At 70.5% G+C, this 26,959-nt stretch carries 26 protein-coding genes; 22 read left to right on the forward strand and 4 right to left on the reverse strand.

The features are described 5' to 3' along the window. Positions 1–70: 70 nt before the first annotated feature. Positions 71–769: a TetR/AcrR family transcriptional regulator gene (locus ACWBNA_RS10170; RefSeq protein WP_482703925.1), complete on the forward strand. Its 699-nt coding sequence runs from the start codon at positions 71–73 to the stop codon at positions 767–769. A 115-nt stretch (positions 770–884) separates the two neighbouring features. Here ACWBNA_RS10170 and ACWBNA_RS10175 read toward each other — a convergent pair whose 3' ends face one another. Continuing rightward, positions 885–1,562 (reverse strand): SDR family NAD(P)-dependent oxidoreductase, encoded by a 678-nt coding sequence (locus tag ACWBNA_RS10175; protein WP_482703926.1) that lies wholly within the window; start codon positions 1,560–1,562, stop codon positions 885–887. Positions 1,563–1,844: 282 nt separating this feature from the next. On the opposite strand from ACWBNA_RS10175, the gene denD reads away from it, so the two are divergent. From denD to hypE, 18 genes are all read left to right on the forward strand, one after another. Further along, positions 1,845–2,861, forward strand: coding sequence for a D-erythronate dehydrogenase (denD, locus tag ACWBNA_RS10180; protein ID WP_482703927.1), 1,017 nt, complete (start codon positions 1,845–1,847; stop codon positions 2,859–2,861). Positions 2,862–3,590: 729 nt separating this feature from the next. Further along, positions 3,591–3,905 (forward strand): DUF6400 family protein, encoded by a 315-nt coding sequence (locus tag ACWBNA_RS10185; RefSeq protein WP_482703928.1) that lies wholly within the window; start codon positions 3,591–3,593, stop codon positions 3,903–3,905. Continuing rightward, a complete protein-coding gene (locus ACWBNA_RS10190) occupies positions 3,892–4,149 on the forward strand; it encodes a hypothetical protein (protein WP_482703929.1) in 258 nt (85 codons plus the stop codon). Before ACWBNA_RS10185 ends, ACWBNA_RS10190 begins: the two co-directional genes overlap by 14 nt. A gap of 157 nt (positions 4,150–4,306) precedes the next feature. After that, positions 4,307–6,073, forward strand: a complete 1,767-nt coding sequence (locus ACWBNA_RS10195) for an enoyl-CoA hydratase-related protein (protein WP_482703930.1) — start codon at positions 4,307–4,309, stop codon at positions 6,071–6,073. 63 nt (positions 6,074–6,136) lie between these two features. Continuing rightward, positions 6,137–7,225 carry an NADH-quinone oxidoreductase subunit B family protein gene (locus ACWBNA_RS10200; RefSeq protein ID WP_482703931.1) on the forward strand — a complete coding sequence of 363 codons (1,089 nt, stop codon included), beginning with the start codon at positions 6,137–6,139 and terminating at the stop codon, positions 7,223–7,225. Positions 7,226–7,304: 79 nt separating this feature from the next. Beyond that, positions 7,305–9,089: a nickel-dependent hydrogenase large subunit gene (locus tag ACWBNA_RS10205; protein WP_482703932.1), complete on the forward strand. Its 1,785-nt coding sequence runs from the start codon at positions 7,305–7,307 to the stop codon at positions 9,087–9,089. Next, on the forward strand, positions 9,086–9,622 hold the full coding sequence (locus ACWBNA_RS10210) for a hypothetical protein (RefSeq protein WP_482703933.1): 537 nt from the start codon (positions 9,086–9,088) through the stop codon (positions 9,620–9,622). The genes ACWBNA_RS10205 and ACWBNA_RS10210 overlap by 4 nt, the downstream gene beginning before the upstream one ends. Then, a complete protein-coding gene (locus tag ACWBNA_RS10215; RefSeq protein ID WP_482703934.1) occupies positions 9,619–10,287 on the forward strand; it encodes a DUF5947 family protein in 669 nt (222 codons plus the stop codon). The genes ACWBNA_RS10210 and ACWBNA_RS10215 overlap by 4 nt, the downstream gene beginning before the upstream one ends. Continuing rightward, positions 10,284–10,976, forward strand: coding sequence for a DUF6084 family protein (locus tag ACWBNA_RS10220; protein WP_482703935.1), 693 nt, complete (start codon positions 10,284–10,286; stop codon positions 10,974–10,976). Before ACWBNA_RS10215 ends, ACWBNA_RS10220 begins: the two co-directional genes overlap by 4 nt. Continuing rightward, a complete protein-coding gene (locus tag ACWBNA_RS10225; RefSeq protein ID WP_482703936.1) occupies positions 10,973–12,406 on the forward strand; it encodes a hypothetical protein in 1,434 nt (477 codons plus the stop codon). The genes ACWBNA_RS10220 and ACWBNA_RS10225 overlap by 4 nt, the downstream gene beginning before the upstream one ends. Beyond that, positions 12,403–12,948: a hydrogenase maturation protease gene (locus ACWBNA_RS10230; RefSeq protein WP_482703937.1), complete on the forward strand. Its 546-nt coding sequence runs from the start codon at positions 12,403–12,405 to the stop codon at positions 12,946–12,948. The genes ACWBNA_RS10225 and ACWBNA_RS10230 overlap by 4 nt, the downstream gene beginning before the upstream one ends. An 11-nt stretch (positions 12,949–12,959) precedes the next feature. After that, positions 12,960–13,064, forward strand: coding sequence for a DUF6893 family small protein (locus ACWBNA_RS10235; protein ID WP_374200275.1), 105 nt, complete (start codon positions 12,960–12,962; stop codon positions 13,062–13,064). A 125-nt stretch (positions 13,065–13,189) separates the two neighbouring features. Next, positions 13,190–13,585: a hydrogenase maturation nickel metallochaperone HypA gene (gene hypA / locus ACWBNA_RS10240; RefSeq protein WP_482703938.1), complete on the forward strand. Its 396-nt coding sequence runs from the start codon at positions 13,190–13,192 to the stop codon at positions 13,583–13,585. A 3-nt stretch (positions 13,586–13,588) separates the two neighbouring features. Then, entirely contained in the window at positions 13,589–14,380 is a 792-nt protein-coding gene (hypB, locus tag ACWBNA_RS10245) for a hydrogenase nickel incorporation protein HypB (protein WP_482703939.1), read from the forward strand. Then, positions 14,377–16,794 (forward strand): carbamoyltransferase HypF, encoded by a 2,418-nt coding sequence (gene hypF / locus ACWBNA_RS10250; protein ID WP_482703940.1) that lies wholly within the window; start codon positions 14,377–14,379, stop codon positions 16,792–16,794. Before hypB ends, hypF begins: the two co-directional genes overlap by 4 nt. 31 nt (positions 16,795–16,825) lie before the next feature. Beyond that, the gene (locus ACWBNA_RS10255) at positions 16,826–17,146 is read left to right on the forward strand and encodes a HypC/HybG/HupF family hydrogenase formation chaperone (RefSeq protein ID WP_482703941.1); all 321 of its coding nucleotides are present in this window, start codon (positions 16,826–16,828) and stop codon (positions 17,144–17,146) included. After that, positions 17,143–18,270 (forward strand): hydrogenase formation protein HypD, encoded by a 1,128-nt coding sequence (hypD, locus tag ACWBNA_RS10260; protein WP_482703943.1) that lies wholly within the window; start codon positions 17,143–17,145, stop codon positions 18,268–18,270. Before ACWBNA_RS10255 ends, hypD begins: the two co-directional genes overlap by 4 nt. Further along, positions 18,263–19,342, forward strand: coding sequence for a hydrogenase expression/formation protein HypE (hypE, locus tag ACWBNA_RS10265; RefSeq protein WP_482703944.1), 1,080 nt, complete (start codon positions 18,263–18,265; stop codon positions 19,340–19,342). The genes hypD and hypE overlap by 8 nt, the downstream gene beginning before the upstream one ends. A gap of 62 nt (positions 19,343–19,404) precedes the next feature. On the opposite strand, the gene ACWBNA_RS10270 is transcribed toward hypE, so the two are convergent. Further along, the gene (locus ACWBNA_RS10270; protein WP_482703945.1) at positions 19,405–19,788 is read right to left on the reverse strand and encodes a hypothetical protein; all 384 of its coding nucleotides are present in this window, start codon (positions 19,786–19,788) and stop codon (positions 19,405–19,407) included. A gap of 179 nt (positions 19,789–19,967) precedes the next feature. Here ACWBNA_RS10270 and ACWBNA_RS10275 point away from each other — a divergent pair, with 179 nt between their 5' ends. Then, a complete protein-coding gene (locus ACWBNA_RS10275; protein WP_482703946.1) occupies positions 19,968–20,558 on the forward strand; it encodes a response regulator transcription factor in 591 nt (196 codons plus the stop codon). A 1-nt stretch (position 20,559) separates the two neighbouring features. Then, complete coding sequence (locus ACWBNA_RS10280; protein WP_482703947.1) at positions 20,560–21,672, forward strand: sensor histidine kinase; 1,113 nt, start codon at positions 20,560–20,562, stop codon at positions 21,670–21,672. A 114-nt stretch (positions 21,673–21,786) separates the two neighbouring features. Here ACWBNA_RS10280 and ACWBNA_RS10285 read toward each other — a convergent pair whose 3' ends face one another. Both ACWBNA_RS10285 and ACWBNA_RS10290 read right to left on the reverse strand, forming a co-directional pair. Next, entirely contained in the window at positions 21,787–23,343 is a 1,557-nt protein-coding gene (locus ACWBNA_RS10285; RefSeq protein ID WP_482703984.1) for a carbohydrate-binding protein, read from the reverse strand. Between the two features lie 391 nt (positions 23,344–23,734). After that, on the reverse strand, positions 23,735–24,856 hold the full coding sequence (locus ACWBNA_RS10290) for a glycoside hydrolase family 53 protein (RefSeq protein WP_482703948.1): 1,122 nt from the start codon (positions 24,854–24,856) through the stop codon (positions 23,735–23,737). 443 nt (positions 24,857–25,299) lie between these two features. Here ACWBNA_RS10290 and ACWBNA_RS10295 point away from each other — a divergent pair, with 443 nt between their 5' ends. Next, positions 25,300–26,895, forward strand: a complete 1,596-nt coding sequence (locus ACWBNA_RS10295) for an alpha/beta hydrolase (RefSeq protein WP_482703949.1) — start codon at positions 25,300–25,302, stop codon at positions 26,893–26,895. Positions 26,896–26,959: the final 64 nt, after the last annotated feature.

The raw sequence follows: 26,959 nt of genomic DNA on the forward strand, positions 1-26,959 counted from the left end.
TGCCGAGGTGGGCGGCTCGGCCGCCGGTGCCTTAATCGGATAGCCCTATCCGATTGCTAGAGTGGCAGGCATGACCCCCGCCTCCCAATACCCCGACGACACCGCCGCCCAGCCGCTGCGCAGCGACGCCGAACGCAACCGGGGGCGGATCATCGCTGCCGCGCGCCGGGTGTTCGCACGTGACGGTCTGAACGCCTCCATGGCGTCCGTGGCCCGTGAGGCGGGCGTCGGGATCGCCACCATCTTCCGCCGCTTCCCCGTCAAGGAGGAACTGGTCGCCGCCGTCTTCGCCGACCGCATGGACGCCTACGCCGACGCGGTCGCCGTCGCCCTCGACGACCCCGACCCCTGGCGCGGTTTCATCGGCTACATCGAGGCCGCCTGTGCGATGCAGGCCGCCGACTACGGCTTCGCCGACGTGCTGACCATGACCTTCCCCACCGCCAAGGCCATGGAAGAGCGCCGCAACGAGGCATACGAGGGCATGGTGGAGCTCATCGGCCGGGCCAAGGCGGCGGGGCGGTTGCGTGAGGACTTCGACCCCTCGGACCTGGTGCTGATCCACATGGCCAACGCGGGTGTCGTCAACGCCTGCGGCGATGCCGCTCCCGACGCCTGGCGACGCGTCGTCGGCCTGACGATCCAGGCCCTGGAGGCCCCCGCCCGCGGTCCTCTGCCCGACTCGCCCGACCACGACGCCCTCTACAAGGCGATGCGCCGCGCCAGTCCGGCGGGCCTCACCGCAGCGGAGCCGGGCGCGAGCGACTGACCTCAGGGTCATGAAGACAAAGCAGTGGTGCAGGGCCCGCCTTGGCGGCGCGGCGACATTTTCCGCGTGAGTCCGCTGCTGGTGGCGGCTACGCGGTGAGCCTGTCGGCCCGGTGTCAGAGGCTGAAGACGAGCTCGGACTGGTCCCGCCTGGTGGTGTGCAGGTCCCAGTAGACGGGGGAGATCTGCTCGGGCTTGGCTGTCGGGAACCCGGGGACCACCGACATGCCGATCGACACGTCGATGCCGATGTGGGCGGCCTGGATGCCGGTGTCGGCCAGTTCCTTGTGCAGGTTGATCGCCCAGTTGCGCAGCGCGGCTGCGGCGGCGTTGACGTTGGCGACCTGCGGCACGGGGTCGATGGAGCCCGCGCCGGTGGTGTACAGCAGTGTGCCCGCGCCGGCCTCGCGCATCGCGGGCAGCACCGCCTTCGTGGCGGCGATGGCCCCATAGAGCTGAAACTCGATCTCGTGCTGCACGTGCGAGGGGTCGGTGTCGGCCGGGGTGGTCAGCGTGGTGGAGCCGAACGTCCCCACCGGGGAGTACTCCAGTACGTCGATGCCGCCGAACTGCGCGGCGGCGTCCTTGAGTGCCTGGGTGAGTGCGTCGCGGTCGAGGACGTCCGCCGGGAAGGCGGCGGCGGCAATGCCTTCGGCGGTGAGCTTGCCGACGAGGTCGTCGAGCTTGTCGCGGTCGCGGGAGATCAGGGCGACGTCGAAGCCGTGGGAGCCGAAGGTGCGGGCGATGGCCAGGCCCAACCGAGGGCCGGCTCCGACGATGGCAATGCTGGTCACGGCAGGGTCCTTTCGTGGAAGCGTGACAGGAGAGTGCACGCGAAAAACTGGATAGCCTTATCCATTTCTGGATCTGGATAGGTCTTTCCGGTTCGCTTGCCACGGTACCACGGAACTGGAAAGGGCAATCCGATTACTTGCCCGGCCGGCCTGAACCCTGAGGGCTCGCCACCTGACACGGCATCGAAAGAGCCCTGGGCGGGGGCCGAGCCGCTGAGGGTCTTTCGGGGATCCGGCTGGATACGGGATCGTGGGGTGTCGGTCGCTGAGCGGGGGTGTGCGGTGAGGATCGCTGTGACGGGGGCGTCCGGGTTCCTGGGGCGTCTGCTGGCCGAGGCACTGCTGAAGAGGCGGGTGTTCGCCGGTGTGCCGATTACCCGGCTGGTGCTGGTCGACCGTGTCGTGTGGCCCGGTACTCCGCGGAAGGATGATCCGCTCGTGGAGGTGGTGCACGGTGATGTGGTCGACCACCTGACCGAGGTGTTCGCGGCCCCGGTGGATGTGGTGATTCATCTGGCGGCGGCGTTGTCGGCCGAGTGCGAGGCAGATTTCGACCTCGGCATGCGTGCCAATGTGGACGCCACCCGCGCCCTGCTGCAGGCGGCGCGGGCGCAGTCGGTGGCTGGCGGGCCGGTGGCGCGGGTGGTGTTCGCCAGCAGTCTCGCCGTCTACAGCTCCCGGCCGACAGTCGGGCCGGCGCCGGTGGTCAGCGAGACGACCCTGCCGATGCCGCGATCCAGCTACGGGACGCAGAAGCTGATGTGCGAGTACCTGATGGCGGACCTGACCCGCCGCGGCTTCATCGACGGGCGGGTCGCCCGGCTGATGACCGTCGCGGTACGGCCGGGCAGGCCGAACGCGGCCGCCTCCGGCTTTGTCTCCGCCATCATCCGCGAGCCCCTCGCGGGACTGCCGGCCGTCTGCCCCGTCGACCTCGGCCTGCAGGTGGCCCTGTCCTCGCCGCGACGCACGATCCAGGCCATCCTGCGCATCGCCGAGGCCGAACGCGGCACCGGGCCCGGGCGCCTGGACGGCACGATGCCCGTCAATCTGCCCGCCCTGACTGTCTCGGTCGCCGAGATGCTCGACACACTGCGGCAGGTGGCCGGCGACAAGGCCGCCGGCCTGGTGACCATCGTCCCCGACCCAGCCGTGAAGGCCGTCGTCGGCTCATGGCCGGCCCTCTTCGACAACCGGCGCGCCGCCGGCCTCGGTCTGCGGCCCGACGCGAGTTTCGCGTCCGTGGTGCGGAGCTATCTCGCCGACCACCCCGACGCGGTCACCGGCACGTCGTATTGATCGCCGCTTGTGTGTCCACCCGCGTGCCTGGTTGGGCGCCGGCCGCGGCAGTCGGCGCCGGGACTCTGTCCGTGGAGACGAGGCGTACGCGGGCCTCGACAGCCGTGTTGTCGGGGTCTGCCGGGCGGCAGCTCCGTAGGGTGCGGCGACCCGAGCCGGCGGTCGGCAGGGGCGGCTGACCGGGCCTTTCTCGCAGGGGTGTTCGCGGTCGCCGTCTCCATCGGTCAGGGCGGGGGAGCGGACCGGAGTGGAGGGCAAGCGGCGTGCTGACCGCCCCCCTGTTCCGTCTGGTTGGCGGAAGCGGAAGCGGTGCCGGTGCCGGTGGCGATTTCGATGTCGACGGACGTGGTGGCAGTGGCGGGAGTGGCACGGCGGGCGAGTTCGGGCAGAACGGTGGCCAGGCCGAGGAGGGCCATGGTGCCGCCGAGCCAGAGGGGCCCGCGCAGGCCCCAGGTTTCTCTGGCTATGGCGCCGATGGACGAGCCGAGGATGATGCCCAGGGTGATGAACGAGGAGTGGACGGTATTGACCAGCTGTCGGGCGTTGCGCCGCGACCCCGCCCTTTTCGATGCCGCGTATACGAGTCGATGCCGCGTACACGAGCCTCCGCGGCATCGGCAAGGTCGCTGATCCGCAGGCGGCGGCGGGTGCCGCAGTGGTTGCGGTTCTGCTGTGACTTCTCCCACCTGCTCTTGCCGCAGCGAGGAGGGCTTACCTACGTTCGGTCGCATGTCCTCCCCTGGCCCCGCCCTTTCCGGCGAACCGGAAGAACCCGCCGCAGCGAGCAGGCCCGCGGCGGACCTGCCGGACGCCACCGCACCGTTCGGCCTGGCCGTCGACCTGAGTGCGCACGAAATGCTCCGGCGGGCTCATGTCCTGGCCGCTCTCGGCCCCGACTGGGACCCCGTCGCGGTGCTGCGGGGCGAGGAAGAGGCGTACGAGTTGCTGTACTCGGGCCTCAGCGTGGAGCAGCAGCGCCTGTACGACGAACTGGTCTCGGCCGGTGTGCTCCCGCGCAGAGGGGGCGGCCATGCTGCCGCTTGACCCGCAGGCCGACATCGGGCGCCGCGCCTGGGTGGCCTGCCCCAGCTGTGACGACCATCGCGGCTGCGCCACCTGCGAGCAGCGGCGTACCTGCTCCGAGCACTGGCGCTATCTGCTCTCCAACACCGGCAGCCTGCTCCACCTGCAGTGCCCTTCGTGCACCCACATCTGGACTCACGAGACGCGCTTCGGCGCCACCCGCTCCGCCTGGGGGCGTATTGCCGACGGTCTGTGGCCACGGTGAGCATTCGACCGCCGTGTCCGTGATGAGGCCGGACGGCGGATCGACAGCTGCTTTCGGATGACCCCACCGTCTGTTGCCGGGGTGGGCGGAACGGTCTACTTGAGGATCGAAGCCGGCGGGTCATCCCTGCCTGCCGTTCGTCCGCCCGGAGGCAGCTGTGCACATCCTGCTCGTAGCGAGCGCGTTCAACAGCCTCACCCAGCGTGTCCACGCCGAACTGCGCGACCGCGGGCACACCGTGGCGGTGGAGCTCGCGCTGCCGGGCAGCCCGTTGCCGGACGCCTTACGCCGGCATGCCCCGGAGCTCATCGTGGCGCCGATGCTGAAGACGGCGATTCCCGAAGAGGTGTGGACAGAGCACACGTGCCTCATCGTTCATCCGGGGCCGCTGGGCGACCGCGGGCCGTCATCCCTGGACTGGGCGATCCACGAGGGCGCCGACGACTGGGGCGTCACCGTCCTGCAGGCCGATGGGGAGATGGACGCCGGCGATGTCTGGGCCTGCGTACCGTGCCCGGTCCCTCCGGTGTCCAAGAGCGACCTGTATCGCGGGGAGGTCGCCGACGCCGCCCTCGCGGCCGTCCTGCTCGCCGTCGAGCGCTTCGCGGGCGGAAACCACGTCCCGCTCAACCAGGAGGACACCCACCCGCGTGTCCGTCCGTACCTCGACCAGAGCGTCCGGCGGATCGACTGGGCCGAGGACTCCACGCGGACCGTCGTGCGCAAGCTGCGGGCGGCGGACTCCCAGCCCGGTGTGCTGGATGTGCTCCTGGGGGGTGAGTGGTACCTGCACGGCGGCCACCCCGAGGGCGCGTTGCGCGGCCGGGCGGGCGAGCTCCTGGCCACCCGGGCCGGGGCGATCTGCCGGGCCACAAAGGACGGCGCCGTGTGGATCCCCGAGTTGCGGCCCCGGCGGACGCCCGGGCAGCCGCCCACGTTCAAACTGCCCGCGGTGCAGGCCCTGGGCGACCGGCTGCCGCCGCTGCGCGAGCACTCCCTGCCCCTGCTGCCCGACGCGGGGAACCGCACCTGGACGGACATCCGCTACCAGGAGGACCAGAACGTGGGCTTCCTCTCGTTCTCCTTCCCCGGCGGCGCCATGAGCACCGCGCAGTGCCGACGCCTGCTGGACGCCTACCGGGAGGCGTGCGCACGACCCACCTCGGTGCTGGTGCTGGGCGGCGAACGCGACTTCTTCTCCAACGGGATCCACCTCAACGTCATCGAGGCCGCGGACGACCCCGGCGCCGAGTCCTGGGCAAACATCAACGCCGTCGACGATCTGGTCGAGGCGGTCCTGACGACCACGGACCGGTTGGTGGTCTCGGCGGTCGGCGGAAACGCGGCGGCGGGCGGGGTGATGCTCGCGCTCGCGGCGGACGAGGTGTGGTGCCGCTCGGGTGCCGTACTGAACCCGCACTACCGACTGATGGGCCTGTACGGCTCCGAGTACTGGACGTACACCCTGCCGCGCAGGGTGGGTGCCGCGACCGCCGAACGGCTCATGCGCGAGGCGCTGCCCGTGAGCTCGGCGGGCGCCCTGAAGCTCGGACTCGTCGACCGGGTGGTCGACTGCGGCCCGCAGGAGTTCGCCGGCCAGGTCGGCGTCCTGGCCGCTCGACTGGCGTCACTGCCGGCCACGGAGTCACGGATCACCGCGAAGAAGACCGAGCTGGACCGGCAGGAGAGCGTGACCCCGTTGGCGGTCTTCCGGGAGCGGGAGCTGGCCTGGATGCGCCGTACCTTCGACGACCCGGACGCTCCGTTCCACGCTCTGCGTCGCGCGTTCGTCCGCAAGGAGCGGCCGCTGGGCACTCCGCCGCACCTGAACCCGGCCGCGGTCGCGCAAACGGAATCGGCCGCTTCGGACGCTCGCGTCACTGGAATGGCCCTCGATCGCATCTCATCCCGGCCGAGTCGCTGATACGAAGAAGGCTGTCGGCCGAAATGCCGGCCTTCATCCCATACCTCCCCAGGAGGCGGTCCCATGACTGAGGCGACGCCGGACACGGTCGGCGCTGCGGACGCCGCAGGCGCGCCCGCCGACGAGACACCCACGATCCACATTCTCTGGATCAACGCGGGGCTGAGCTGCGACGGCGACTCTGTGGCATTGACGGCGGCCATGCAGCCGAGCATCGAGGAGATCGTGCTCGGCGTACTGCCGGGTCTGCCGAAGATCGCCGTCCACTGGCCGCTCATCGACTTCGAGTGCGGCCCGGTCGGCGGCTCGGACACGTTCATCGAGTGGTTCTTCAAGGGCGAGCGCGGCGAGATCGACCCGTTCGTGCTGGTCGTCGAGGGCTCCATCCCCAACGAGGCGATCAAGCCCGAGGGCTACTGGTGCGGCTTCGGCGACAACCCGGAGACCGGCCAGCCCATCACCACCAGCGAGTGGATCGACCGGCTCGCCCCGAAAGCCCTGGCCGTCGTCGCCATCGGCACCTGCGCCACCTACGGCGGCATCCACGCCATGGCGGGCAACCCGACCGGTGCGATGGGCGTGCCGGACTACCTCGGCTGGGACTGGAAGTCCCACGCCGGCATCCCGATCGTGTGCGTCCCCGGCTGCCCGATCCAGCCGGACAACTTCTCCGAGACGCTCACGTACCTGCTCTACCAGGCAGCCGGTGCCGCGCCGATGATCCCGCTGGACGACAAGCTGCGTCCGACCTGGCTCTTCGGGGCCACCGTGCACGAGGGCTGCGACCGTGCGGGCTACTACGAGCAGGGCCAGTTCGCCCTGACGTACGACTCGCCGAAGTGCCTGGTCAAGCTCGGCTGCTGGGGCCCCGTCGTCAAGTGCAACGTGCCCAAGCGCGGCTGGATGAACGGGATCGGCGGCTGCCCCAACGTCGGCGGCATCTGCATCGCCTGCACCATGCCCGGGTTCCCCGACAAGTTCATGCCGTTCATGGACGAGCCCCCCGGCGCGAAGGTGTCGAGCAATGCCAGCGGCGCCTATGGCGCCGTGGTCCGCAAGCTGCGGTCGATCACGGCCAAGACCGTGGACAAGGAGCCCAAGTGGCGCCGCACCGGAGACAAGATCACCACCGGATATCGGCCGCCGTGGTGAGGATCCGACGCAAGTAATCCGCCCCTGCTTCGTGCACCCCCACACGAACCCCCGCGCAACGAAGGGCACGGCACAAACGATGGCATCGACGACGACGGCGGCCGGCGACGGCAGTGGCCTGGTGGAGATGGCCTGGGACCCGATCACACGGATCGTGGGCAGCCTGGGCATCCACACCAAGATCGACTTCAAGCAGAAGCAGGTCGCGGAGTGCTACAGCACCTCGTCGGTCTTCCGCGGCTACAGCGTCTTCATGCGCGGCAAGGACCCCCGCGACGCCCACTTCATCACCAGTCGCATCTGTGGCATCTGCGGGGACAACCACGCCACATGCTCGGTGTACGCCCAGAACATGGCGTACGGCGTGAAGCCCCCGCACCTCGCCGAGTGGATCATCAATCTCGGCGAGTCCGCAGAGTACATGTTCGACCACAACATCTTCCAGGAGAACCTGGTAGGGGTCGACTACTGCGAGAAGATGGTCAAGGAGACCAACCCCGGCGTCCTCGAACTGGCCGAGCGCACCGAGGCCCCCCACGCGGGCGAGCACGGCTACCGCACCATCGCCGACATCATGCGGTCGCTGAACCCGCTCGAGGGCGAGTTCTACCGCGAAGCCCTCCAGGTGAGCCGCTACACGCGGGAGATGTTCTGCCTCATGGAGGGCCGCCATGTGCACCCCTCCACGCTCTACCCGGGCGGCGTCGGCACCATCGCCTCCGTGCAGCTCTTCACGGACTACCTCAGCCGCCTGATGCGCTACGTGGAGTTCATGAAGCGGGTCGTGCCCTTGCACGACGACCTGTTCGACTTCTTCTACGAGGCCCTGCCCGGGTACGAGGAGGTCGGCCGGCGCCGCGTCCTGCTCGGCTGCTGGGGAGCGCTCAACGACCCGGAGTACTGCGACTTCACGTACGCGAACATGACCGACTGGGGCCGGCGCATGTTCGTCACGCCCGGCATCATCGTGGACGGCAAGCTCGTCACCAACGACCTCACCGAGATCAACCTCGGCATCCGCATCCTGCTGGGCAGTTCCTACTACGAGGACTGGCAGGGGCAGGAACAGTTCGTCACCCACGACCCCCTCGGGAACCCGGTCGACCCGCGCCACCCGTGGAACCAGCACACGATTCCCGCCCCGCAGAAGCGCAACTTCGACGACAAGTACAGCTGGGTCATGTCGCCGCGCTGGTTCGACGGCAAGGACCACCTCGCCCTGGACACCGGCGGCGGCCCCATCGCCCGGCTGTGGTCCACAGCCCTGTCCGGGCTCGTCGACACCGGGTACGTGAAGTCCACCGGCCACAGCGTGGTCATCAACCTGCCCCGCACGATGACCAGGCCCGAGACCAGCTTCGAGTGGAAGATCCCGAAGTGGAGCAACGCGCTGGAACGCAACCGCGCGCGCACCTACTTCCAGGCCTACACCGCCGCCGTCGCACTGCACTTCGCGGAGAAGGGGCTGGAGGAGGTCCGGGCCGGACGCACCCAGACCTGGGAGAAGTTCGAGGTGCCGGACGAGGGCATCGGCGTCGGATTCACCGAGGCGGTACGCGGTGTCCTCTCCCACCACATGGTGATCCGCGACGGCAAGATCGCCAACTACCACCCCTACCCGCCGACCCCATGGAACGCCAGCACCAGGGACACCTTCGGCACGCCCGGCCCCTACGAGGACGCGGTGCAGAACACGCCGATCTTCGAGGAGAACTCCCCGGAGAACTTCAAGGGCATCGACATCATGCGCGCGGTCCGCAGCTTCGACCCCTGTCTGCCCTGTGGCGTCCACATGTACGTCGGCGGCGGCAAGACCGTGCAGAAGATGCACGTGCCGACCGGCCTGAGCGGACTGGGCGGATGAGCGCCGTGACGGGGACGCGGCCCGTGAACGCGGAGCAGACCGGCCGCCGTGTCGAGGAGGTCCTGGACCGTCTGGCGGGCGCCGGCAACCCGACGGCCGCCGCGGCCGCGGAGGAACTCGTGCGGTCCCTCATGGACTTCTACGGCTCCGGCCTCGCCCGCATCCTCCAGCTGCTGCCCGCTTCCGGCGAGCCCCTGGCGAAGCTGCTCGACGACGAACTCGTCGCGAGCCTCCTCGTGCTGCACGACCTTCACCCCGAGGACCGGGACACCCGGATCGCCCGGGCCGTCGACAGCGTCCGGGACCACGCCCTGGAAGTGGTGGACTTCGACGAGGAGAGCGGCACCCTGAGGCTGCGGACGCGGGCGAGCGGCGGCTGCGGCTGCGGCACCGGCGAAGGCGCCCGGCAGGCCGCCGAGGACGCGCTCGCCTGCTTCGCGCCCGAGGTCAGGGCCGTCGACGTGCAGGACGCACCCGCGGAGCCCGCCCTGCTCCAGATCGGCACCGGTCCGGCGCAGGCGAAGACCCGGTGAACGCGTCCCCGACGCCCGTCCGGCCACCGGGTCCAGACCCGCGGCCACCGGGCCTGCGCAGGTTCCTGACCGCGCGTCCGCCGCGGCCGGAGCGGTGCGAGCTGTGCGCGGTGGCGGTGCCCGAGGAGAACCACCGCCACCTGGTCGACACCGAGAAGCGCGCCCTCGCGTGCGCCTGCGTCTCCTGCGCCCTGCTGATGGAACAGCCGGGCGCCGCGGCGGGCCGCTTCCGCGCGGTCCCGGCCCGCTACCTCACCGACCCCGGCCATCGTCTCGACGACCGCGCGTGGGAGTCGTTGCAGATCCCGGTCGGCGTCGCCTTCTTCTTCCGCAACGCGGCGCTGGACCGGCTGGTCGCCCTCTACCCGAGCCCGGCCGGAGCCACCGAGAGTGAACTCGAACCGTCCACGTGGACGGAGGTCCTCGGCGGCAGCCCGCTCGCCGAGCTGCTCGAACCCGACGTGGAGGCGCTGCTGCTGCGCCGCACCGACGGCCGGTGCGACTGCTACCTCGTCCCGATCGACATCTGCTACGAACTGGTCGGCCGGATGCGCCTGTTGTGGCAGGGCTTCGACGGCGGAGCCGAAGCGCGTGCCGCCCTGGACGCGTTCTTCGCGGACGTCGCGCGACGCGCCCGGCCCGTGGGCGAGGTGGGCCGGTCGTGACCCAGTTCTCGTTCGCCTGCACCGGCGTCCGCGCCGACCGGTACGCCGCCGGACCGACCCTCGTCTTCCGGCTGCGTGTCACCGCGGCGGACAACGCCCGCGTGCACGCACTCGCGCTGCGCTGCCAGATCCGTATCGAACCCGCCCGCCGCGGCTACGAATCCGCCGAGGCGGACGGGCTGGCGGATCTCTTCGGCGAGCGCTCGCGCTGGGGCAGCACCCTCCAGCCGGTGCAGTTCACCCAGGTCTGCGTGATGGTCCCCAGCTTCACCGGAGAGATCGACACCGACCTCGTCGTGCCCTGCACCTACGACATGGACATCGCCGCCAGCCGCTACCTGGCCGCGCTCACCGGCGGTGAGGTTCCGTTGCTGATGCTCTTCTCGGGTACGGCGTTCACCGGCGCGGGCGGTTTCCAGGTCGAGCCGGTTCCGTGGGACCGCGAGGCGGCCTTCCGGATGCCGGTCACCGTATGGCGGGAGATGGTCGAGCAGCACTTCCCCGGCTGCGGCTGGATCCGGCTGCCCCGGGACACCATGGACGCCCTGCTCGCCTACCGCTCCCGGCACGCACTGCCCTCCTGGGAGGCGACCGTGCGCGCCCTGCTCGACGAGAGCGCCGCCGCTGAGCCACCCGGGACGGACCCGTTTCTCGCGCTCACCGGCACCACCGGAAGGACGGATCCGTGACCGTGACCGCGTTCGCCCCCGAGACCGAGGAGCGGTTCGCCCTCGCCCGCCAGGTGGCCGACGCCGTGCTCTTCGAGGGCTACGTGCTCTACCCATACCGGGCGTCGGCGGCCAAGAACCGGCTGCGCTGGCAGTTCGGGGTGCTCGTGCCGCCCGCCTGGGGCGCCGAGTGCGAGGAGCACGACTTCCAGCACACCGAGTGCCTGATGGAACCGAAGGCGGGCGCGACCCTGTCGGTCGAGGTGCGCTTCCTGCACGCCCGGCGGCGGACCGTGCAGCAGGCCCGCCCCGACGGCGGCCACGACACCGTCCCCGAACTCCGCCTCGAAGACCGGGTGTTGGTGCCCTGGGACGAGGGGGCCGAGGAACGCGTCGAGGTGGTCGCGTCGGTGGACGAGCTGCTGGGGGACGGCATCACGTTTCCCTTCGAGCGACCCGCCCGCGAGGACACCGAGCCGGTGGTGGACGAGGCCGGCCGGACCGTCGGCCGACTGGTCCGGCGGTGCGAGGAGATCAGCGGAGCGGTGCGCCTGTCCGCGCGCGAAATCGACGGGCCGTACCGGGCGTTGCGGCTGACCGCCATCGTCGAGAACACCACCCCCTGGACGCCCCCCGAGGGCCGCAGTGCCGACCGGGACGCGGCACTGCCGCACTCCCTGGTCGCCGCGCACCTCCTCATGGCCCTCAGCGCCGGATCGTTCCTGTCGATGACCGATCCCCCCGAGTGGGCCAAGGGAGCGACCGCCGCCTGCCGCAACCTGCACACCTGGCCCGTACTCGCCGGTGAACCCGGCCGCGCCGACCTCGTGCTGTCCTCGCCGATCATCCTGGAGGACCACCCGGCCATCGCACCGGAAAGCCCCGGCGCCCTCTACGACGCCACCGAGATCGACGAGATCCTCGCGCTGCGGACCGCGGCCCTCACCGACGAGGAGAAACGCGAGGCCCGGGGCACCGACGACCGGGCGGCCGCCGTGATCGACCTCGCGGACTCGATGCCGCCCGAGGTTCTGGAACGCCTGCACGGCGCGGTACGCAGCCTGCGGGAGGTGACCGGCACCGCGGCCGCCCCCGCCGCCGCGGACGGGTTCCCGGACGAGTACGGAGTGCCGCGCCCGGACACCCCGTGGTGGGACCCGGCGAGCGACGCCGGCTTCGACCCGGCACAGGACCGGGTCGTCGTGGACGGCCGGTCGCTGGGCGCGGGCAGCCGCGTGCTGCTGCGACCGGGCCTGCGGCGTACCGACGCACAGGACCTGTTCCTGCAAGGGTGCAGCGCGACGGTCGAGGCGGTGCTGCACGACGTGGACGGCGGGGTGCACCTGGCCGTGACGGTCGAGGGCGATCCGGGCGCCGACATCCGCCGCGAGCAGGGCCGGTTCCTGTACTTCCAGCCCGACGAGGTCACACCGCTGGAGGACGACGCGTGAACCTTCCCCCACCGGCGGGTCCGAGGACCCTCGTCGCCGGCATCGGCAACATCTTCCTCGGGGACGACGGATTCGGCGTGGAGACCGCCCGCAGGCTCACCGAGCGCCAACTGCCCGCCCACGTCGAGGTCGTGGACATCGGCGTGCGCGGGGTCCACCTCGCCTACCAGCTCCTGGACGGCTACGACACCCTCGTCCTCGTGGACGCCACGGCACGCGGCGAAGCACCCGGCACGCTGTACGTGATCGAGTACGACGGCCCTCGCGCGGGCGAGCCCCACGACACCCCCGCGATCGACGGCCACCGGATGACCCCCGACACCGTCCTGGCGTTGCTGGGCACGCTCTGCGCCGGGACCGGCGGCCGGCCGCCGCGACGCACCCTGATCGTCGGATGCGAACCGGCCACGGTGGAGGAGGGCATCGGTCTCAGCCCGCCGGTGTCCGAGGCCGTACCCGAGGCCGTACGGCTGATCGAAGAAATGCTGCGGGACGGCGAGCCGTCCGTGGCGCGGGCTACAACCACGGAGGCTTCGAAGTGAGGAGAGACGGGATGAAGAAGACCATCGTCGGTGGCGCGGCCCTGGCCGCCGCGGCCGCACTTGTCGCACAGGTACTTCCCGACATCAGGCGCTACCTGCGGATCCGACGCATGTGAACCGGGTTCACGACGAGCGCTTCATGACGTTGCGTCGAACGGCGTACCCGGTCGGCGGCGACGGCGTGCCGGGCCGTCGAACCGGGGCTCCTCGCCTCTAATGACGGCTGGGAGGACACAGACCTATGCACGAGATGTCCGTCGCGCTCGCCGTGATCGACCAGGTGGAGAAGGCCGCTGCCCAGGCCGGTGACGTCACGGCGGTGCGGTCGGTGCGGCTGCGGGTCGGTGAACTGGCCGGTGTCGTGCCCGACTCCCTTTCCTTCTGTTTCGAACTGGCCTGCGCCGGAACCGTGCTGGAAGGCGCCGAACTCGTCACCGAAGCGGTGCCGGGGCGAGCCCGCTGCACGTCCTGTGCGCACGAGTGGGCTGTGGGCATGCCGCCACGGCTGAGCTGTCCCGCGTGCGACGGAACCAGCACCGACCTGCTCTCGGGCCGGGAACTCCAGATCGCCGCCGTGCACTGGGAGGACGGCCAAACGCACCCGCAGGCCCGCGAACCGATCTCCGAGGAGCGCTGAACCATGTGCCGTGTGGTCGACCTGCAGCAGGCGGTACTCGCCAAGAACGACGCGGCCGCGCACACCCTGCGCGCCCATCTCGCGGCTCGCGGCACCGCCGTCGTCAACCTGCTGTCCAGTCCCGGCAGCGGGAAGACCGCGCTGCTGGAACGCGAGCTGCTGCTGGCCCGCGAGCGGTCGATTCCGGTCGCGGCGCTGACCGCCGACCTCGCCACCGAGAACGACGCCACACGCCTGGCGCGTTCCGGCGTGCCGGTCAAGCAGGTCCTCACCGACGGGCTCTGCCATCTGGAGGCGGGGATGCTCGGCGGCCACCTCGAGGGCTGGCTGCCCGATGACACCCGACTGCTGTTCGTGGAGAACGTCGGCAACCTGGTCTGCCCGGCCTCCTACGACCTGGGGGAGACGCTGAGAGTCGTCCTCGCCTCCGTGACCGAGGGCGAGGACAAGCCACTGAAGTACCCCACCGCCTTCGGCCTCGCCCACCTGGTCGTGGTCACCAAGACCGACATCGCCGAGGCCGTCGCCTTCGACGAGGACGCGTTCCGCGCGAACGTGGAGCAGGTCAACCCGGGCGTCGAGGTGCTCCTGACCTCGGCACGCCGGGGCGAGGCGATCGGCGCGCTGCTCGACAGGGCGCTGGCGGCGGCGGACGGGGCGCCTGTCCACACCCCCGTCATGGCCCGCAAGCCGGACACCTTCGGAACCGGGGGCCCCGCGCATCACCACCATGACCATGGCCATGGGCACGCCGCCCCCGATGGCACCGGTGCCATGGCGCAGACCCGCTCGTGAGCGGTCCGCAGCCCTCGGCCGTCGTCGCAGGCGACAAGCCGCTGCGCCGTCGGGTCGTCGTTCGAGGAGTGGTGCAGGGCGTGGGCTTCCGGCCGTACGTGTACAGCCTCGCCACCGAGCTCGCCCTGGCCGGACACGTGACCAACACCCCGGAGGGCGTCGTCGCCGAGGTGGAGGGAACCGCCTCGGCCGTGGCCCGGTTCTGCGACCGGATCGCCGTACACGCGCCCCCGCTGGCCCACGTGGAGTCCGTCCACCACAAGGAACTACCGGTCACGGGCGGCGACGCGTTCACCATCCTCGCCTCCCGTACCGACGGGCCGGCCCGCACCCTGGTCTCCCCGGACACGGCCACCTGCGCCGACTGCCTCGGTGAACTGGCCGATCCCGCCGACCGGCGATACCGCCACCCCTTCGTCAACTGCACCCACTGCGGCCCCCGCTTCACGATCGTCACCGGTGTTCCCTACGACCGGGCGAACACCACCATGGCCGGCTTCCCGATGTGCTCCGACTGCGCCCGTGAATACGCCGATCCGGACGACCGCCGTTTCCACGCGCAGCCGGTTGCCTGCCCCGCCTGCGGTCCGCGTCTGCGTCTGCTCGCGCCCCGACAAGCACTCGGTGGACGGCCGGAGAACGTGGGCGGGACGGACCCCGTGGCCGAAGCGCGCGCACTTCTCACCCGGGGCGCGATCCTCGCCGTGAAGGGCCTGGGCGGCTACCACCTGGCCTGTGACGCCTCCGACGCCGAAGCCGTCGGCCTGCTGCGACGCCGCAAGAGCCGGGGGAACAAGCCGTTCGCCCTCATGGCCAGGAGCGTGGACGACGTCGCGCACCTCGTCCGGCTGAGTCCCGAGGAACGCGCCATGCTGGAGAGCGGCACCAGGCCGATCGTGCTGCTGCGCCGCCTTACGGACCTCTCGCAGGAGGCAGGGCCGAATCCTTCGGACGAGGCAGAAGCCCTGCGGCCGGCCGAGGCCGTCGCGCCCGGCAGCCCCGATCTCGGTGTGATGCTGCCGTACACACCCCTGCACCATCTGCTCCTCGGCCTGCCCGGCGACGTCGAGGGCCCCCGGCTGCTGGTGATGACCAGCGGCAACGTGGCCGGTGAACCGATCGTCACCGACGACGAGGAGGCGCTGGAGCGGCTGGCGCCCCTGGCCGACGCCTGGCTCACGCACGACCGGCCGATCCATGTGCCGTGCGACGACTCCGTGGTCCGTGTCAGCGACGGGAAGCCGCTGCTGGTGCGGCGGGCTCGCGGCTATGCCCCGCTGCCGGTCACCCTTCCGCTGCCCGTCCGGCCGGCCCTCGCGGTCGGCGGCGACCTCAAGAACGCGTTCTGTCTCGGGGAGGGGCGTCGCGCCTGGCTGTCCGCGCACATCGGCGACATGGACGACCTGGCCACGCAGCGAACCTTCGAGGATGCGGTGGCCCAACTGGAATCCCTCACCGGCGTGCGCCCCGAGGCGCTGGTCGCCGACCGGCATCCCGGCTACCGCTCCGCCCGGTGGGCCGAAAGGAACGGCGCAGGCCGGCCCGTCGTGCGCGTCCAGCACCATCACGCCCACGTCGCCGCCGCGATGGCCGAACACGGGCTGGACGGCACCCGGCCGGTGATCGGCGTCGCCTTCGACGGCACGGGCCACGGCGACGACGGCGCCGTATGGGGCGGCGAGATCCTGCTCGCGGACTACGACGGCTTCACCCGGTTCGGACATCTCGCCTACGTCCCGCTCCCCGGTGGAGACGCGGCGGTGCGCCGGCCGTACCGGATGGCGCTGGCCCACCTGCGCGCGGCCGGTATCGCCTGGTCGCACGACCTCGCCTGTGTCGCCGTCTGCCCGCGCGACGAACTCAACGTGCTGGAGCGGCAGTTGCAGCGCAACCTGAACTGCGTCCCCACCTCCAGCATGGGCCGGCTCTTCGACGCCGTGTCCTCTCTCGCCGGCGTGTGCCACCGCGCCGGATACGAGGCTCAGGCAGCCGTGGAGCTGGAAGGCGCCGCACTGCACGCCCCCGCCGAGGACACCACCGCGTACGCCTTCGCCTTCCGCACCTCGGAGCCGGACGGGGACCGCGCGGTGCGGGCCGACCCGGCCCCCGTCCTCGCGGCGATCGTCGGCGACCTGCGGGCGGGTGTGGAGCCGGCCGTGGTCGCGGCCCGCTTCCACCGGGCCGTGACCGGCCTGGTGCACCGCATCTGCGTACGGGCGCGAGACCTGCACGGACTGGACACCGTCGCCCTGACCGGCGGCGTGTTCGCCAACACCCTGCTCTCCTCGGCCTGCGCCGACGCCCTGCGCGAGGACGGCTTCACGGTCCTGCGGCACCACCTGGTCCCACCGGGTGACGGCGGACTGGCCCTCGGCCAGCTCATGGTGGCCGCCCGTGCCACGACCGCCCACTGACCGACGCACCACCCACAGCAAGGAGAGCCCCATGTGCCTGGCGGTACCCGGCCAAGTGCTCGACATCGAGGAACGGGACGGCACCCGCATGGCCACCGTCGACTTCGGCGGCGTGGTCAAGGAGGTGTGCCTGGAGTACCTGCCCGACCTCCAGGTCGGCGAGTACGCCATCGTCCATGTCGGATTCGCCCTGCAACGCCTGGACGAGGAGTCGGCGAAGCAGACGCTCGAACTCTTCGCCGAAATGGGCCTGTTGCAGGAGGAGTTCGGCGACCCCTGGGAACTGGCCGCGGAAGCGGGACCGGCCACCGGGCACACGGGCGAGGACACCGTCGAGGAGGTGCGGAAGTGAGGTACATCGACGAGTTCCAGGACCCCGAACTGGCGCGCCGGCTCCTCGACGACATCCACTCCACGGTCACCCGGCCCTGGGCCCTGATGGAGGTCTGCGGAGGACAGACGCACAGCATCATCCGCCACGGCATCGACCAGCTCCTGCCGAAGGAGGTCGAACTGATCCACGGTCCGGGCTGCCCCGTGTGTGTGACCCCGCTGGAGGTCATCGACAAGGCCCTGGAGATCGCCTCCCGTCCGGACGTGATCTTCTGCTCCTTCGGCGACATGCTCCGCGTGCCGGGCACCGGCCGGGACCTGTTCCAGGTGCGCAGTGAGGGCGGCGACGTACGCGTCGTCTACTCACCGCTGGACGCCCTGCGGATCGCGCAGCAGAACCCGGACCGCGAAGTGGTGTTCTTCGGCATCGGCTTCGAGACGACGGCACCCCCCAACGCCATGACGGTCCATCAGGCGCGCCGCCTGGGCATCCCGAACTTCAGCCTGCTGGTGTCCCACGTCCGCGTACCGCCCGCCATCGAGGCGATCATGTCGGCGCCGAAGTGCCGGGTACAGGCCTTCCTGGCGGCCGGGCACGTGTGCAGCGTGATGGGCATGGGGGAGTACCCGGAACTCGCCGAACGCTTCCGCGTGCCGATCGTCGTGACCGGATTCGAGCCCTTGGACATCCTCGAAGGCGTGCGCCGGACCGTCCGCCAGCTGGAACGCGGCGAGCACACCGTCGACAACGCCTACGCCCGCGCCGTCCGCCCGGAAGGCAACCCGGCCGCCCGCGCCATGCTGGAGGACGTCTTCGAGGTCACCGACCGGGCCTGGCGAGGCATCGGCGTGATCCCCGACAGCGGCTGGCGGCTGGCGGAGAAGTACCGCGACCACGACGCCGAGTACCGCTTCTCCGTCGAAGGCATCCAGACCCGTGAACCGGCCGAGTGCCGCAGCGGAGAGGTCCTGCAGGGACTGCTCAAGCCGCACGAGTGCGAGGCCTTCGGAACCCTCTGCACGCCCCGCACCCCCCTCGGAGCCACCATGGTCTCCAGCGAGGGCGCCTGCGCCGCGTACTACCTCTACCGGCGTCTGGACCTGACCACCGCCAAGGACCGGGAGGCGAGTCCCGTTGTCTGACACCACCGACCTCACCACGACGGCAGTGGACCCCGCGGCCTGGACGTGCCCGGCCCCGCTGCGCGACCGCCCCCGTGTCGTCATGGGCCATGGCGGCGGCGGGGCGCTCTCCGCCGAACTGGTTCAGCAGATCTTCGCCCCCGCCTACGGGGGAGCGGCGCTCGCCCAGATGGGTGATGCCGCCGCTCTGTCACTGGGTGGCGCCCGGCTCGCCTTCTCCACCGACTCCTTCGTGGTGCGGCCACTGTTCTTCCCCGGCGGCAGCATCGGCGACCTCGCCGTCAACGGCACCGTCAACGACCTCGCCATGAGCGGCGCCCGAGCCGCCTACCTCTCCTGCGGATTCATCCTGGAAGAGGGCGTCGAACTGGACGTCGTCTCCCGGGTGGCCGAGGCGCTCGGCGCGGCGGCCCGCACCGCCGGCGTCGAGGTGGCGACCGGCGACACCAAGGTGGTCGAGGCCGGCCACGGCGACGGGATCTTCATCAACACGGCCGGCATCGGCCTCATCCCGGCAGGCGTCGACCTGCGTCCTCAGCGGGTCGTCCCCGGCGACGTCGTGATCGTCAGCGGCACCATCGGCGTGCACGGCGTGGCGATCATGAGCGTCCGCGAGGGCCTGGAATTCGGTGTGGAGATCGAGAGTGACTGTGCGGCGCTCGGCGGCCTGGTCGACGCCATGCTCGCCGTCACCCCGGACCTGCACGTGCTGCGCGATCCCACCCGAGGCGGCCTGGCCGCCGCGCTCAACGAGATCGCGGCGGCCTCGGCCACGGGCGTGGTCATCCGGGAGCGCGACGTCCCGGTCCCGTCGGCCGTGGCCAATGCCTGCGCCATCCTGGGCCTGGACCCCATGTACGTCGCCAACGAGGGCAAGCTGGTGGCCTTCGTCCCGCGCGAGCACGCCGACGCCGTCCTCGCGGCGATGCGGGCCCATCCGCTGGGTGCGGACTCCGTGATCATCGGCGAGGCCGTCGAGACGCATCCCGGCATGGTGGTGGCCCGGACCGGGCTGGGGGGAACGCGGGTGGTCGACCTGCCGATCGGGGAGCAGTTGCCGCGGATCTGCTGATTGCCGACGCGAGGGCCGAGGGCCTGACCCGCGGGTCAGGCCCTCGGCCGTCGGGACGGGCCCTAACCCGGCCGGCGCTTGGACGGCGGGTCCTGCGGGTCCACGCCGGTGAACGCGGAGGCGTCCTTCGTGCCGCTGGGGCGCTTGGAGCGGCCCTTGCGTCCCGTGTCCCGCATGCCCTTCTCGCTCTCGCCGCCGTACTCCTCGCCGCGAGAACTGTCGCTTTCGACCGTGTCACCGGGAACGGACTTCGTCTCCTCTTTGGACTTCGTCCGGCCCCGCCCCTTGGCACCGGCTTGCCCGGCGTCGAAGGAGCGGCGAGCGCTCGGGTTGTCCTGCTGCCGGGTCTCATCCACATCGGGCGACCAGCCGTGCTGCCCGGTGCCCTGATGACGGCTCGGACCCTTTCCGTGTGAGGGCTCGGACGAGGGTGTTTTCTTCGGCATGGGCCGACCTGCCTGTTCAGTGGGGGGACGCGATCGCGCGTCGCCGCGGTAGGGAAATTATCCCTCTTTGTCATATTTCAGGCATTTCGTTCCCCGGCTCCCCTCCGTGTGTTCTTACGAAACAGGGACATCGAGGTGGGCGGGCCGTACGGAAGCGAGGCCGGTGGGAAGGTGGGGGCATGCACCAGTCGTACGCATCTCCGGGCCCCGTGCTCACTCCGCGTGGACGCGTGGGCACGAGCCGCGTCCTCATGGTGGATGACGCCCCGCCCGTCGCCGAGGTGGTCTCCGGCTACTTGCTCAGCGCCCGCGGCGACGAGAGCGACCGGATCCTGGGCCTGGAAGTGGGCGCCGACGACCACGTCACCAAGCCCTTCAGCCCCCGTGAACCGGTGCCGCGGGTCGAGTCGGTGGCGCGCTCCGGCCGGCCCGCCGTCGCGGCCCGCCCCGGGCACGCGACGGGCCTTGCCGTCGACCCGGCAGCCCGCCGCGCCACCAAGAACGGCACCGAACTCGACCTCACCCACCGCGAGTTCTCCCTCCTCGCCTTCCTGCTGCGCGACCACCGCGTCCACAGCCGCGTCCACAGCCGCGAGGAGCTGATGCGCGAGGTGTGGGCCCAGGGCTTCGGCGACCTGTCCACCGTCACCGTCCGTGTGCGCCGGCTGCGGGGCATGGTGGAGGACGACCCGGCCCGGCCCCGGCTGATCCAGACGGTGCGGGGAGCGGGCCACCACTTCGACGCCACACCCCGCGAGGAGGCGGTCTGACATGCGCGACACCCTCCTCATCGCCCTCTTCGCCTTCCTCGGCGCCGTCACGGCCGGGCTGCTCGGGGCGGGCACACTGTGGCTGATCAGGCGACGCTCGCTGACCGCCTCCCTCGCCGTGGTCTCCGCCGTGGCCGTGACCGCCATGCTCGCGGGCACGCTGGCCGTGGCGCAGGCGATGTTCCTGTCCTCGCACGACCTGAGCGTCGTCACCACGGTCGTCGCGATGGCGGCGGTCGTCTCCCTGGCCACCGCCCTGCTGCTCGGCCGCTGGGTCGTCGCCCGCAGCCGGGCGCTCACGGCCGCCGCCCGCTCGTTCGGTGACGGCGGTCATTTCGCGGCTCCCGACGGCCCGGCGACCGCCGAACTCGATGCGCTCAGCAGGGAGTTGGCCGCCACCAGTGCCAAGCTGGCCGAGTCCCGGGATCGCGAGCGCGCCCTGGAGACCTCGAGACGCGAGCTCGTCGCCTGGATCTCCCACGACCTGCGCACGCCCCTCGCCGGGCTGCGCGCCATGTCCGAGGCCCTGGAGGACGGCGTCGCCGCCGACCCCCAGCGCTACCTCCGCCAGATGCGCACGGAGGTCGAACGCCTCAACGACATGGTGGGTGACCTCTTCGAGCTCTCCCGCATCCATGCCGGGGCGCTCGCCCTGACTCCTTCCCGCATCTCCGTGTATGACCTCGTAGGCGACGCCCTCGCGGGAGCGGACGCCCTCGCCCGCGAGTACGGGGTGATGCTGGTCGGCGACCGCATCGAGCCGATACCGGTCGAGGTGGACGGCAAGGAGATGAGCCGGGTGCTGGGCAATCTGCTGGTCAACGCGATCCGCCGGACCCCCTCCGACGGCACGGTCGCGGTCGCCGCCGAACGCTCCCTGGACGGGGTGGTCCTGTCCGTCACCGACGGCTGCGGCGGCATCCCCGAGGAGGACCTGCCGCGGGTCTTCGACACCGGCTGGCGCGGCACACATGCCCGTACCCCGCCCGCCGGCGCCGGACTGGGCCTCGCCATCGTCCGGGGCATCGTGGAGGCCCACCGCGGCCGGGCCGCCGTGCGCAACGTCCCCGGCGGCTGCCGCTTCGAGGTGACCCTCCCCGCGGCCGAGGCCTGAGCAGGGAGGTTCCCTGGCCCGGAAGACCCCCACGGGGCACCGACCGACCACCGACTGCCCGGTGCCGCCTTCACGAGGGGGCGGCACCGGGCAGTCGTGGCCTGACACCCTCGATCAGCCGAAGGTCACCACGAGGCGGCCGTCCGAGGCGAAGGACCAGTGCAGCGCCCCGGAGTAGGACGAGCACCGGGAGCCGTTCGAGCCGGACCAGAACTGGTTGGAGCTGTCGGAGCTGCCGATGATCCGGTCGTTGGTGCCGCTGCCGCTGCGGCACGAGGTGTTGTTGCGGAACACCGAGGTGCCGGCGTCGAAGTTGAAGTTGCGCTGGACGTTGTCGATGCTGATGTTGTCCGACACCGTCATCGAGCCGGGGTTGCTGTTGTAGGTGAACCCGTGCTTGCCGTTGTGGTAGGCGATGCTGCGCCGGACGATGTGGTTCACCGCGATGTCGTCGCCGCCGAGCTTGTAGCCGTTGCGGTCACCGTTGCCGGCCTGGGAGCCGTCGGTGAGGGTGCCGTTGTCGTAGGCGAGGGAGTCCTCGATGGTCACCGCGCCGATGGGGCCGGTGTCGGGCTTGGTGTAGAGGTCCCAGCCGTCGTCGATGTTGTTGTGGGCCACGGCGTAGCGGAACACGTTGCCGGGTCCGGAGGTGAGCTTCGCGGCGAAGCCGTCGGCGTCCTCGCCGTCGGAGTCGGCGTTGTCGTGCGACTCCGCGCTCAGGATGAGGTTGCTGGACGGCCACTGGCTGCTGGGCGTGCTGGAGAGCATCCGCGAGAGTTGCAGGCCGGTGTCCCGGTTGAAGCGCGTCACCGTGCGCTCGAAGATGTTGTTGCTGCCCCCGACGAAGATTCCGTTGTCACCGGCACGCTCGACGACCAGGCCCTTGACGTGCCAGTACGAGCCGTTCACCGCGAGTCCGCGGTTCGCCGGGTCCTCTGCCTGGGCTGAGAAGTTCAGCACCGGGGTCTCACCCGGGTAGGCCGCCAGTTCCGTACGGTCGCTCGCGGTGCCGTTGTTGCCCGCCGGGATGGTGACCGTCTGCGAGTAGCGGTAGGTGCCGCCGCGCATGTAGATCGTTCCGCCGGGGGTGATCCGGCTGATCGCCGAGGTGAGCGTGGTCGGGGCCGCCTGCGTTCCGGCCGCACTGTCGGTGCCGCCGGGCGCCACGTACAGCGCGGAGCCCGTCGGCGGCGTGGTGGTGCCGCCCACCTCCGCGTCGAGGTAGTCGATGTTGGGCAGACCGACGGCGGCGGTGGGGCTGAGCCGGATGGTGTTGCTGCCCGAACTCACCGGCACGGTCAGCGTTTTGGTCGTCCACGCGCCCCACGTGCCGGTGGACTCGAACGACGCGGTCGTGGCCGTGGAGCCGTTCACGATGACGTTCGCGGGCCGGGTGGTGGTGGTTCCGTTGGCGAAACGGACGCTCAGTGTCGCCGTGCCCGATGCGGGTGCGGTCACGGTGAACTGGGAGTACGCGCCGACCGCGTTGTTGCCGTTGCAGAAGCCGTTGCCGGAGTAGCCGGCCCAGTCGGAGTCGATGGTGCCCGTGCAGACCGCCGGGGAGCTCTCGGCCTCATAACGGGTGGACGCTGCCTGCGCCGTGGTACCGGACAGTGCGACGACCGTGCCGGTCAGCAGGCTGACGGACGCGATGACGGCTCTCGGTTGCATCATTCATCTCCAGGTGGGTGGGCTCGTCCGACCAGGCGCTCGGTGAAGAGGGCGGTTCCGGGTGTCATGAGGTGGTCGGTTCGGCATCATGAATGGAGCGGGCAGCCGGGAACTGCGTCCGGCCGGGGGAAAGCGCTTTCCCGGGACGTTAAAGGGGCTGCCGTGAACGCGTCAACGGTCGCGTACATGATCCTTGTTCACATTGATGAATTCGCCGAGCCTCGTCCGACCGGTCGCCGGAGATCCCGCGCTCGTCGTGCGCCCGCACCAACGCGAACGGCACCGTCCGGAGACGGTGCCGTTCGCTACGGGATTGCGGTGACTACGGTGTCACCTCGACGGTGGCTACGGTGTCCACTTGACGGTGGCTACGGTGTCCACTTGACGGTGGCTACGGTGTCCACTTGACGTTCGGGTTCAGCTGGCCGGTCCAGTTGAAGATCGCCATGTTGTCCCAGCCGTTGCCGCTGTTGTTGATGTCGGCCGGATCCCAGCCGTTGCCCGAGACCGCGTACCAGGTCGGTTCCCAGTAGAAGACGCCGATCGCACCGGCGTTGCGGGCCGTGTTCTGCACGGCCGTGAAGTTGTCGGCCTGCCCCTGCCAGGTGAGCGGATAGCCCGAGCAGCCGGAGGTGATCGAGTTGCTGGTGCTGTCCGCGTTCGCCGAGGTGAACGGGTAGGCCGTCTCGGCAATGACCACGTCCTTGCCGTACCGGGACTTCATGTCGGACACGACGCTGCCCATGTTGGCCAGCGTGCCGTGCCACGGGCAGTAGTAGGACAGCCCGGTGATGTCCCAGTTGACGCCCTTGGCGGTGATGCCGTCGTAGAACCAGCGGGCATGCGCGTCGCTGTCCGAGTTGGCGGTGTGGATGATCACCTTGGTGCCGCTGTTGCAAGACTTGGTCGCGTTGTAGCCCGACTTGAGGAGCAGGCTGAGGTTGGTGAAGTCGTTGTTCACCACCTTGCCCTCGTTCCACAGCATGCCGACGTTGATCTCGTTGCCGATCTGCACGCTGTCCGGGGTGGTGCCCTGGGACTTGAGGCTGTTGCAGACGTCGTAGGTGTAGTTGTAGACGTCCGTCTGCAGCTGGCCGATGTTGTGGCTGGACCAGGCCGCCGGCTTGTACTGCTTGCCCGGGTCGGCCCAGGTGTCGGAGTAGTGGAAGTCGACCAGCAGCTTGAGGCCCTTCGCCTTGACCTGCTTCGCGTAGGCCAGCACCTTGGCCTTGTTGTTGTAGCCACTGGCCGGGTTGTTCCAGACCCGCAGGCGGACGTAGTTGACGCCGGCGCCCTTGAGGATGTCGAGCGGGTCCTTGGCGGTGCCGCTCGCGTCGTAGTACTTGGCGCCGAGATCGAGGGCGCGTTGCGCGGTCGAGACGTCGGCGCCGAGCATGGTGAGCGTGCCCGCGGCGGTGGCGGTCGTGGGGGTGGTGAGCAGGGACGCGGGCAGGGCGACGGCTGCCATGAGCAGGGCGGCCTTCACTGTGCGACCTGGACCGTTCACGGTCATCCCGAACTCCTTTGATCGAGACGTGCGAAGCCGAGCAGAGCTTGGCATGCGCATGTAACTGGTTCCGTGAACGTTCACAGTAGGGGAGGTGACAAGAGCTGTACATATGTGTGTCGGGGGGATTTCGTACAGGTCGGCGGCGTGAGCCTGTGGGCGGTCGGTTGGGTACGTGCACAGTCGATGGATCATCGGAGTGCGTGGGGGTCGGGGCCGTGTCGGGGGACGATCGTCCTCGGAACGGCGCGCAATCGGTCACCTGCCAACTCGCCGGCGTTGACGCGCCGACCTGTGGGCGGACACCCCCCCGGCACGTGCCCTTGCCGGCGTACGCGTGATGCCATCGGTGACCCTTACCTGATGGATCATCAAATTTCTTGTCCCGCAAGGAGGTTCGGGTCATGCTGTGATCCGTCTGTGAACTCCTGATTCGTGGAGGAACATCCGTGCCGTCCAACCCCCCACCGACCTCACGCTCGACAGGCCGCCGAAGACTGGCCGTCGGAGCCCTGGTCACCGCGCTGTTCGGCCAGTTGCTCGCCGGAACCGCCGCCGCGGCGCCCGCGGCCAAGACGCCGTCACCCGGGCGAATAGCCTGGGCACCCTGTGAATCACCCTCCGGTCAGGGCGGCTTCGAGTGCGCCACCATCAAGGTTCCCGTGGACTGGAAGTGGCCGGGCGGTGCCACCATCGACCTGGCCCTCGCCCGCCACCTGGCCACCGACCCCGAGCACCGGATCGGCTCGCTGCTGATCAACCCCGGTGGTCCGGGCGGCTCCGGGGTGGGCTTCGCGTTCAGTGCCCCCGACTCCTTCTCGCCCGAACTGCTGGAGCGTTTCGACATCGTGGGCTTCGACCCGCGCGGCGTCGGCCTCAGCAACCCGGTGAAGTGCGACGCGGACCGGGTGGCCGAGCAGGGCGCACTGCTCTACCCGGACAGCGCCTCCTCCTTCGCCGCCCTGCGCGAGGCGAACCGCGCCCTCGGTGAGAGCTGCCGCGACCTCACCGGGCCACTCGTCGACAACATGGACACCGCGAGCGTCATCCGTGACATGGAGGCGATCCGGGCCGGCCTCGGCGAGAAGCGGATCAGCTACTACGGCGTCTCCTACGGCACCGGGATCGGCCAGCAGTACGCCGAGCGCTACCCGCACCGCGTCCGCGCGATGACGATCGACTCGAACATGGACCACAGCCTCGACCCGTGGGCCTACCAGAAGACCGAGACCATCGCGATGGAGGAGTCGTACGGCCAGTTCGCCGACTGGTGCGCCCGGACCGCCTCCTGCGTGCTGCACGACCAGGACGCGCGCGCCCTGTTCGACTCGCTCTACAAGCGGGCCGACGCGGGTGAACTGGTCCTGCCGGGTGACCCGCCCTACACCTTCACCACCCAGGACCTCCAGTCCCTGGCCTTCGGCTACATGTACGACCCGGCCTCCTGGTTCCAGTTCGCCGAGGACCTCGCCTACCTGGACGCACCCGACCCCGCCGCGGCACGGTCCGTCGGGAAGCGCGGTGAGCCGACGGAGTTCGCGTACCTCCCGGTGATGTGCCAGGACTACGACTTCGACGTACGGTCGTACGGCACGCTCGCCCGCTTCGAGCGCGAACTGGCCCGCCGCGCCCCGGTCACCCGGCTCAGCTCCCTCGCCTGGACGGACCTGACCGGCTGTCAGAACTGGCCGACCGAGGTGACAAACCCGCCCCACCGGCTCCGTGTCGACGGCACTCCGCCGATCCTGGTGACCAACAGCCGTTACGACGTGGCCACTCCGCACTCCTGGGGCTCCAACGCGGCCCGCCAGATCGGCCGCGAGGCCGTGTTCCTCACGTACGACGGTGTCGGGCACGGCGACTACTGGCTGAGCCCGTGCGCGCGTGACGCCATCGACACCTACCTGCTCACCCTCAAGACCCCCCGCAAGGGCACCCATTGCCCCGCCGTCTGGCCGACCGGACCCTCCGCCCAGCGCCAGTCGCCGAGCGGGGATCTCGTCAACCCGCTGCCCGGGCTGCTGGGCACAGGGGCGCGCCGGTGAGCCGCGGGACGAGGCCTGATCCGACGCGGCCGTGAGTGAGGGGCGCGGTCCCGGTCGGGGCCGC

This window comes from Streptomyces sp. Q2 (assembly GCF_056820935.1).

Coding starts and splice junctions, on each gene's coding strand:
- ACWBNA_RS10170 (WP_482703925.1), top strand. CDS start 71: ATGACCCCCGCCTCCCAATACCCCGACGACACCGCCGCCCAGCCGCTG.
- ACWBNA_RS10185 (WP_482703928.1), top strand. CDS start 3,591: ATGTCCTCCCCTGGCCCCGCCCTTTCCGGCGAACCGGAAGAACCCGCC.
- ACWBNA_RS10190 (WP_482703929.1), top strand. CDS start 3,892: ATGCTGCCGCTTGACCCGCAGGCCGACATCGGGCGCCGCGCCTGGGTG.
- ACWBNA_RS10200 (WP_482703931.1), top strand. CDS start 6,137: ATGACTGAGGCGACGCCGGACACGGTCGGCGCTGCGGACGCCGCAGGC.
- ACWBNA_RS10205 (WP_482703932.1), top strand. CDS start 7,305: ATGGCATCGACGACGACGGCGGCCGGCGACGGCAGTGGCCTGGTGGAG.
- ACWBNA_RS10210 (WP_482703933.1), top strand. CDS start 9,086: ATGAGCGCCGTGACGGGGACGCGGCCCGTGAACGCGGAGCAGACCGGC.
- ACWBNA_RS10235 (WP_374200275.1), top strand. CDS start 12,960: ATGAAGAAGACCATCGTCGGTGGCGCGGCCCTGGCCGCCGCGGCCGCA.
- hypA (WP_482703938.1), top strand. CDS start 13,190: ATGCACGAGATGTCCGTCGCGCTCGCCGTGATCGACCAGGTGGAGAAG.
- hypB (WP_482703939.1), top strand. CDS start 13,589: ATGTGCCGTGTGGTCGACCTGCAGCAGGCGGTACTCGCCAAGAACGAC.
- ACWBNA_RS10255 (WP_482703941.1), top strand. CDS start 16,826: ATGTGCCTGGCGGTACCCGGCCAAGTGCTCGACATCGAGGAACGGGAC.
- ACWBNA_RS10270 (WP_482703945.1), bottom strand. CDS start 19,788: ATGCCGAAGAAAACACCCTCGTCCGAGCCCTCACACGGAAAGGGTCCG.
- ACWBNA_RS10275 (WP_482703946.1), top strand. CDS start 19,968: ATGCACCAGTCGTACGCATCTCCGGGCCCCGTGCTCACTCCGCGTGGA.
- ACWBNA_RS10280 (WP_482703947.1), top strand. CDS start 20,560: ATGCGCGACACCCTCCTCATCGCCCTCTTCGCCTTCCTCGGCGCCGTC.
- ACWBNA_RS10285 (WP_482703984.1), bottom strand. CDS start 23,343: ATGCAACCGAGAGCCGTCATCGCGTCCGTCAGCCTGCTGACCGGCACG.
- ACWBNA_RS10290 (WP_482703948.1), bottom strand. CDS start 24,856: ATGACCGTGAACGGTCCAGGTCGCACAGTGAAGGCCGCCCTGCTCATG.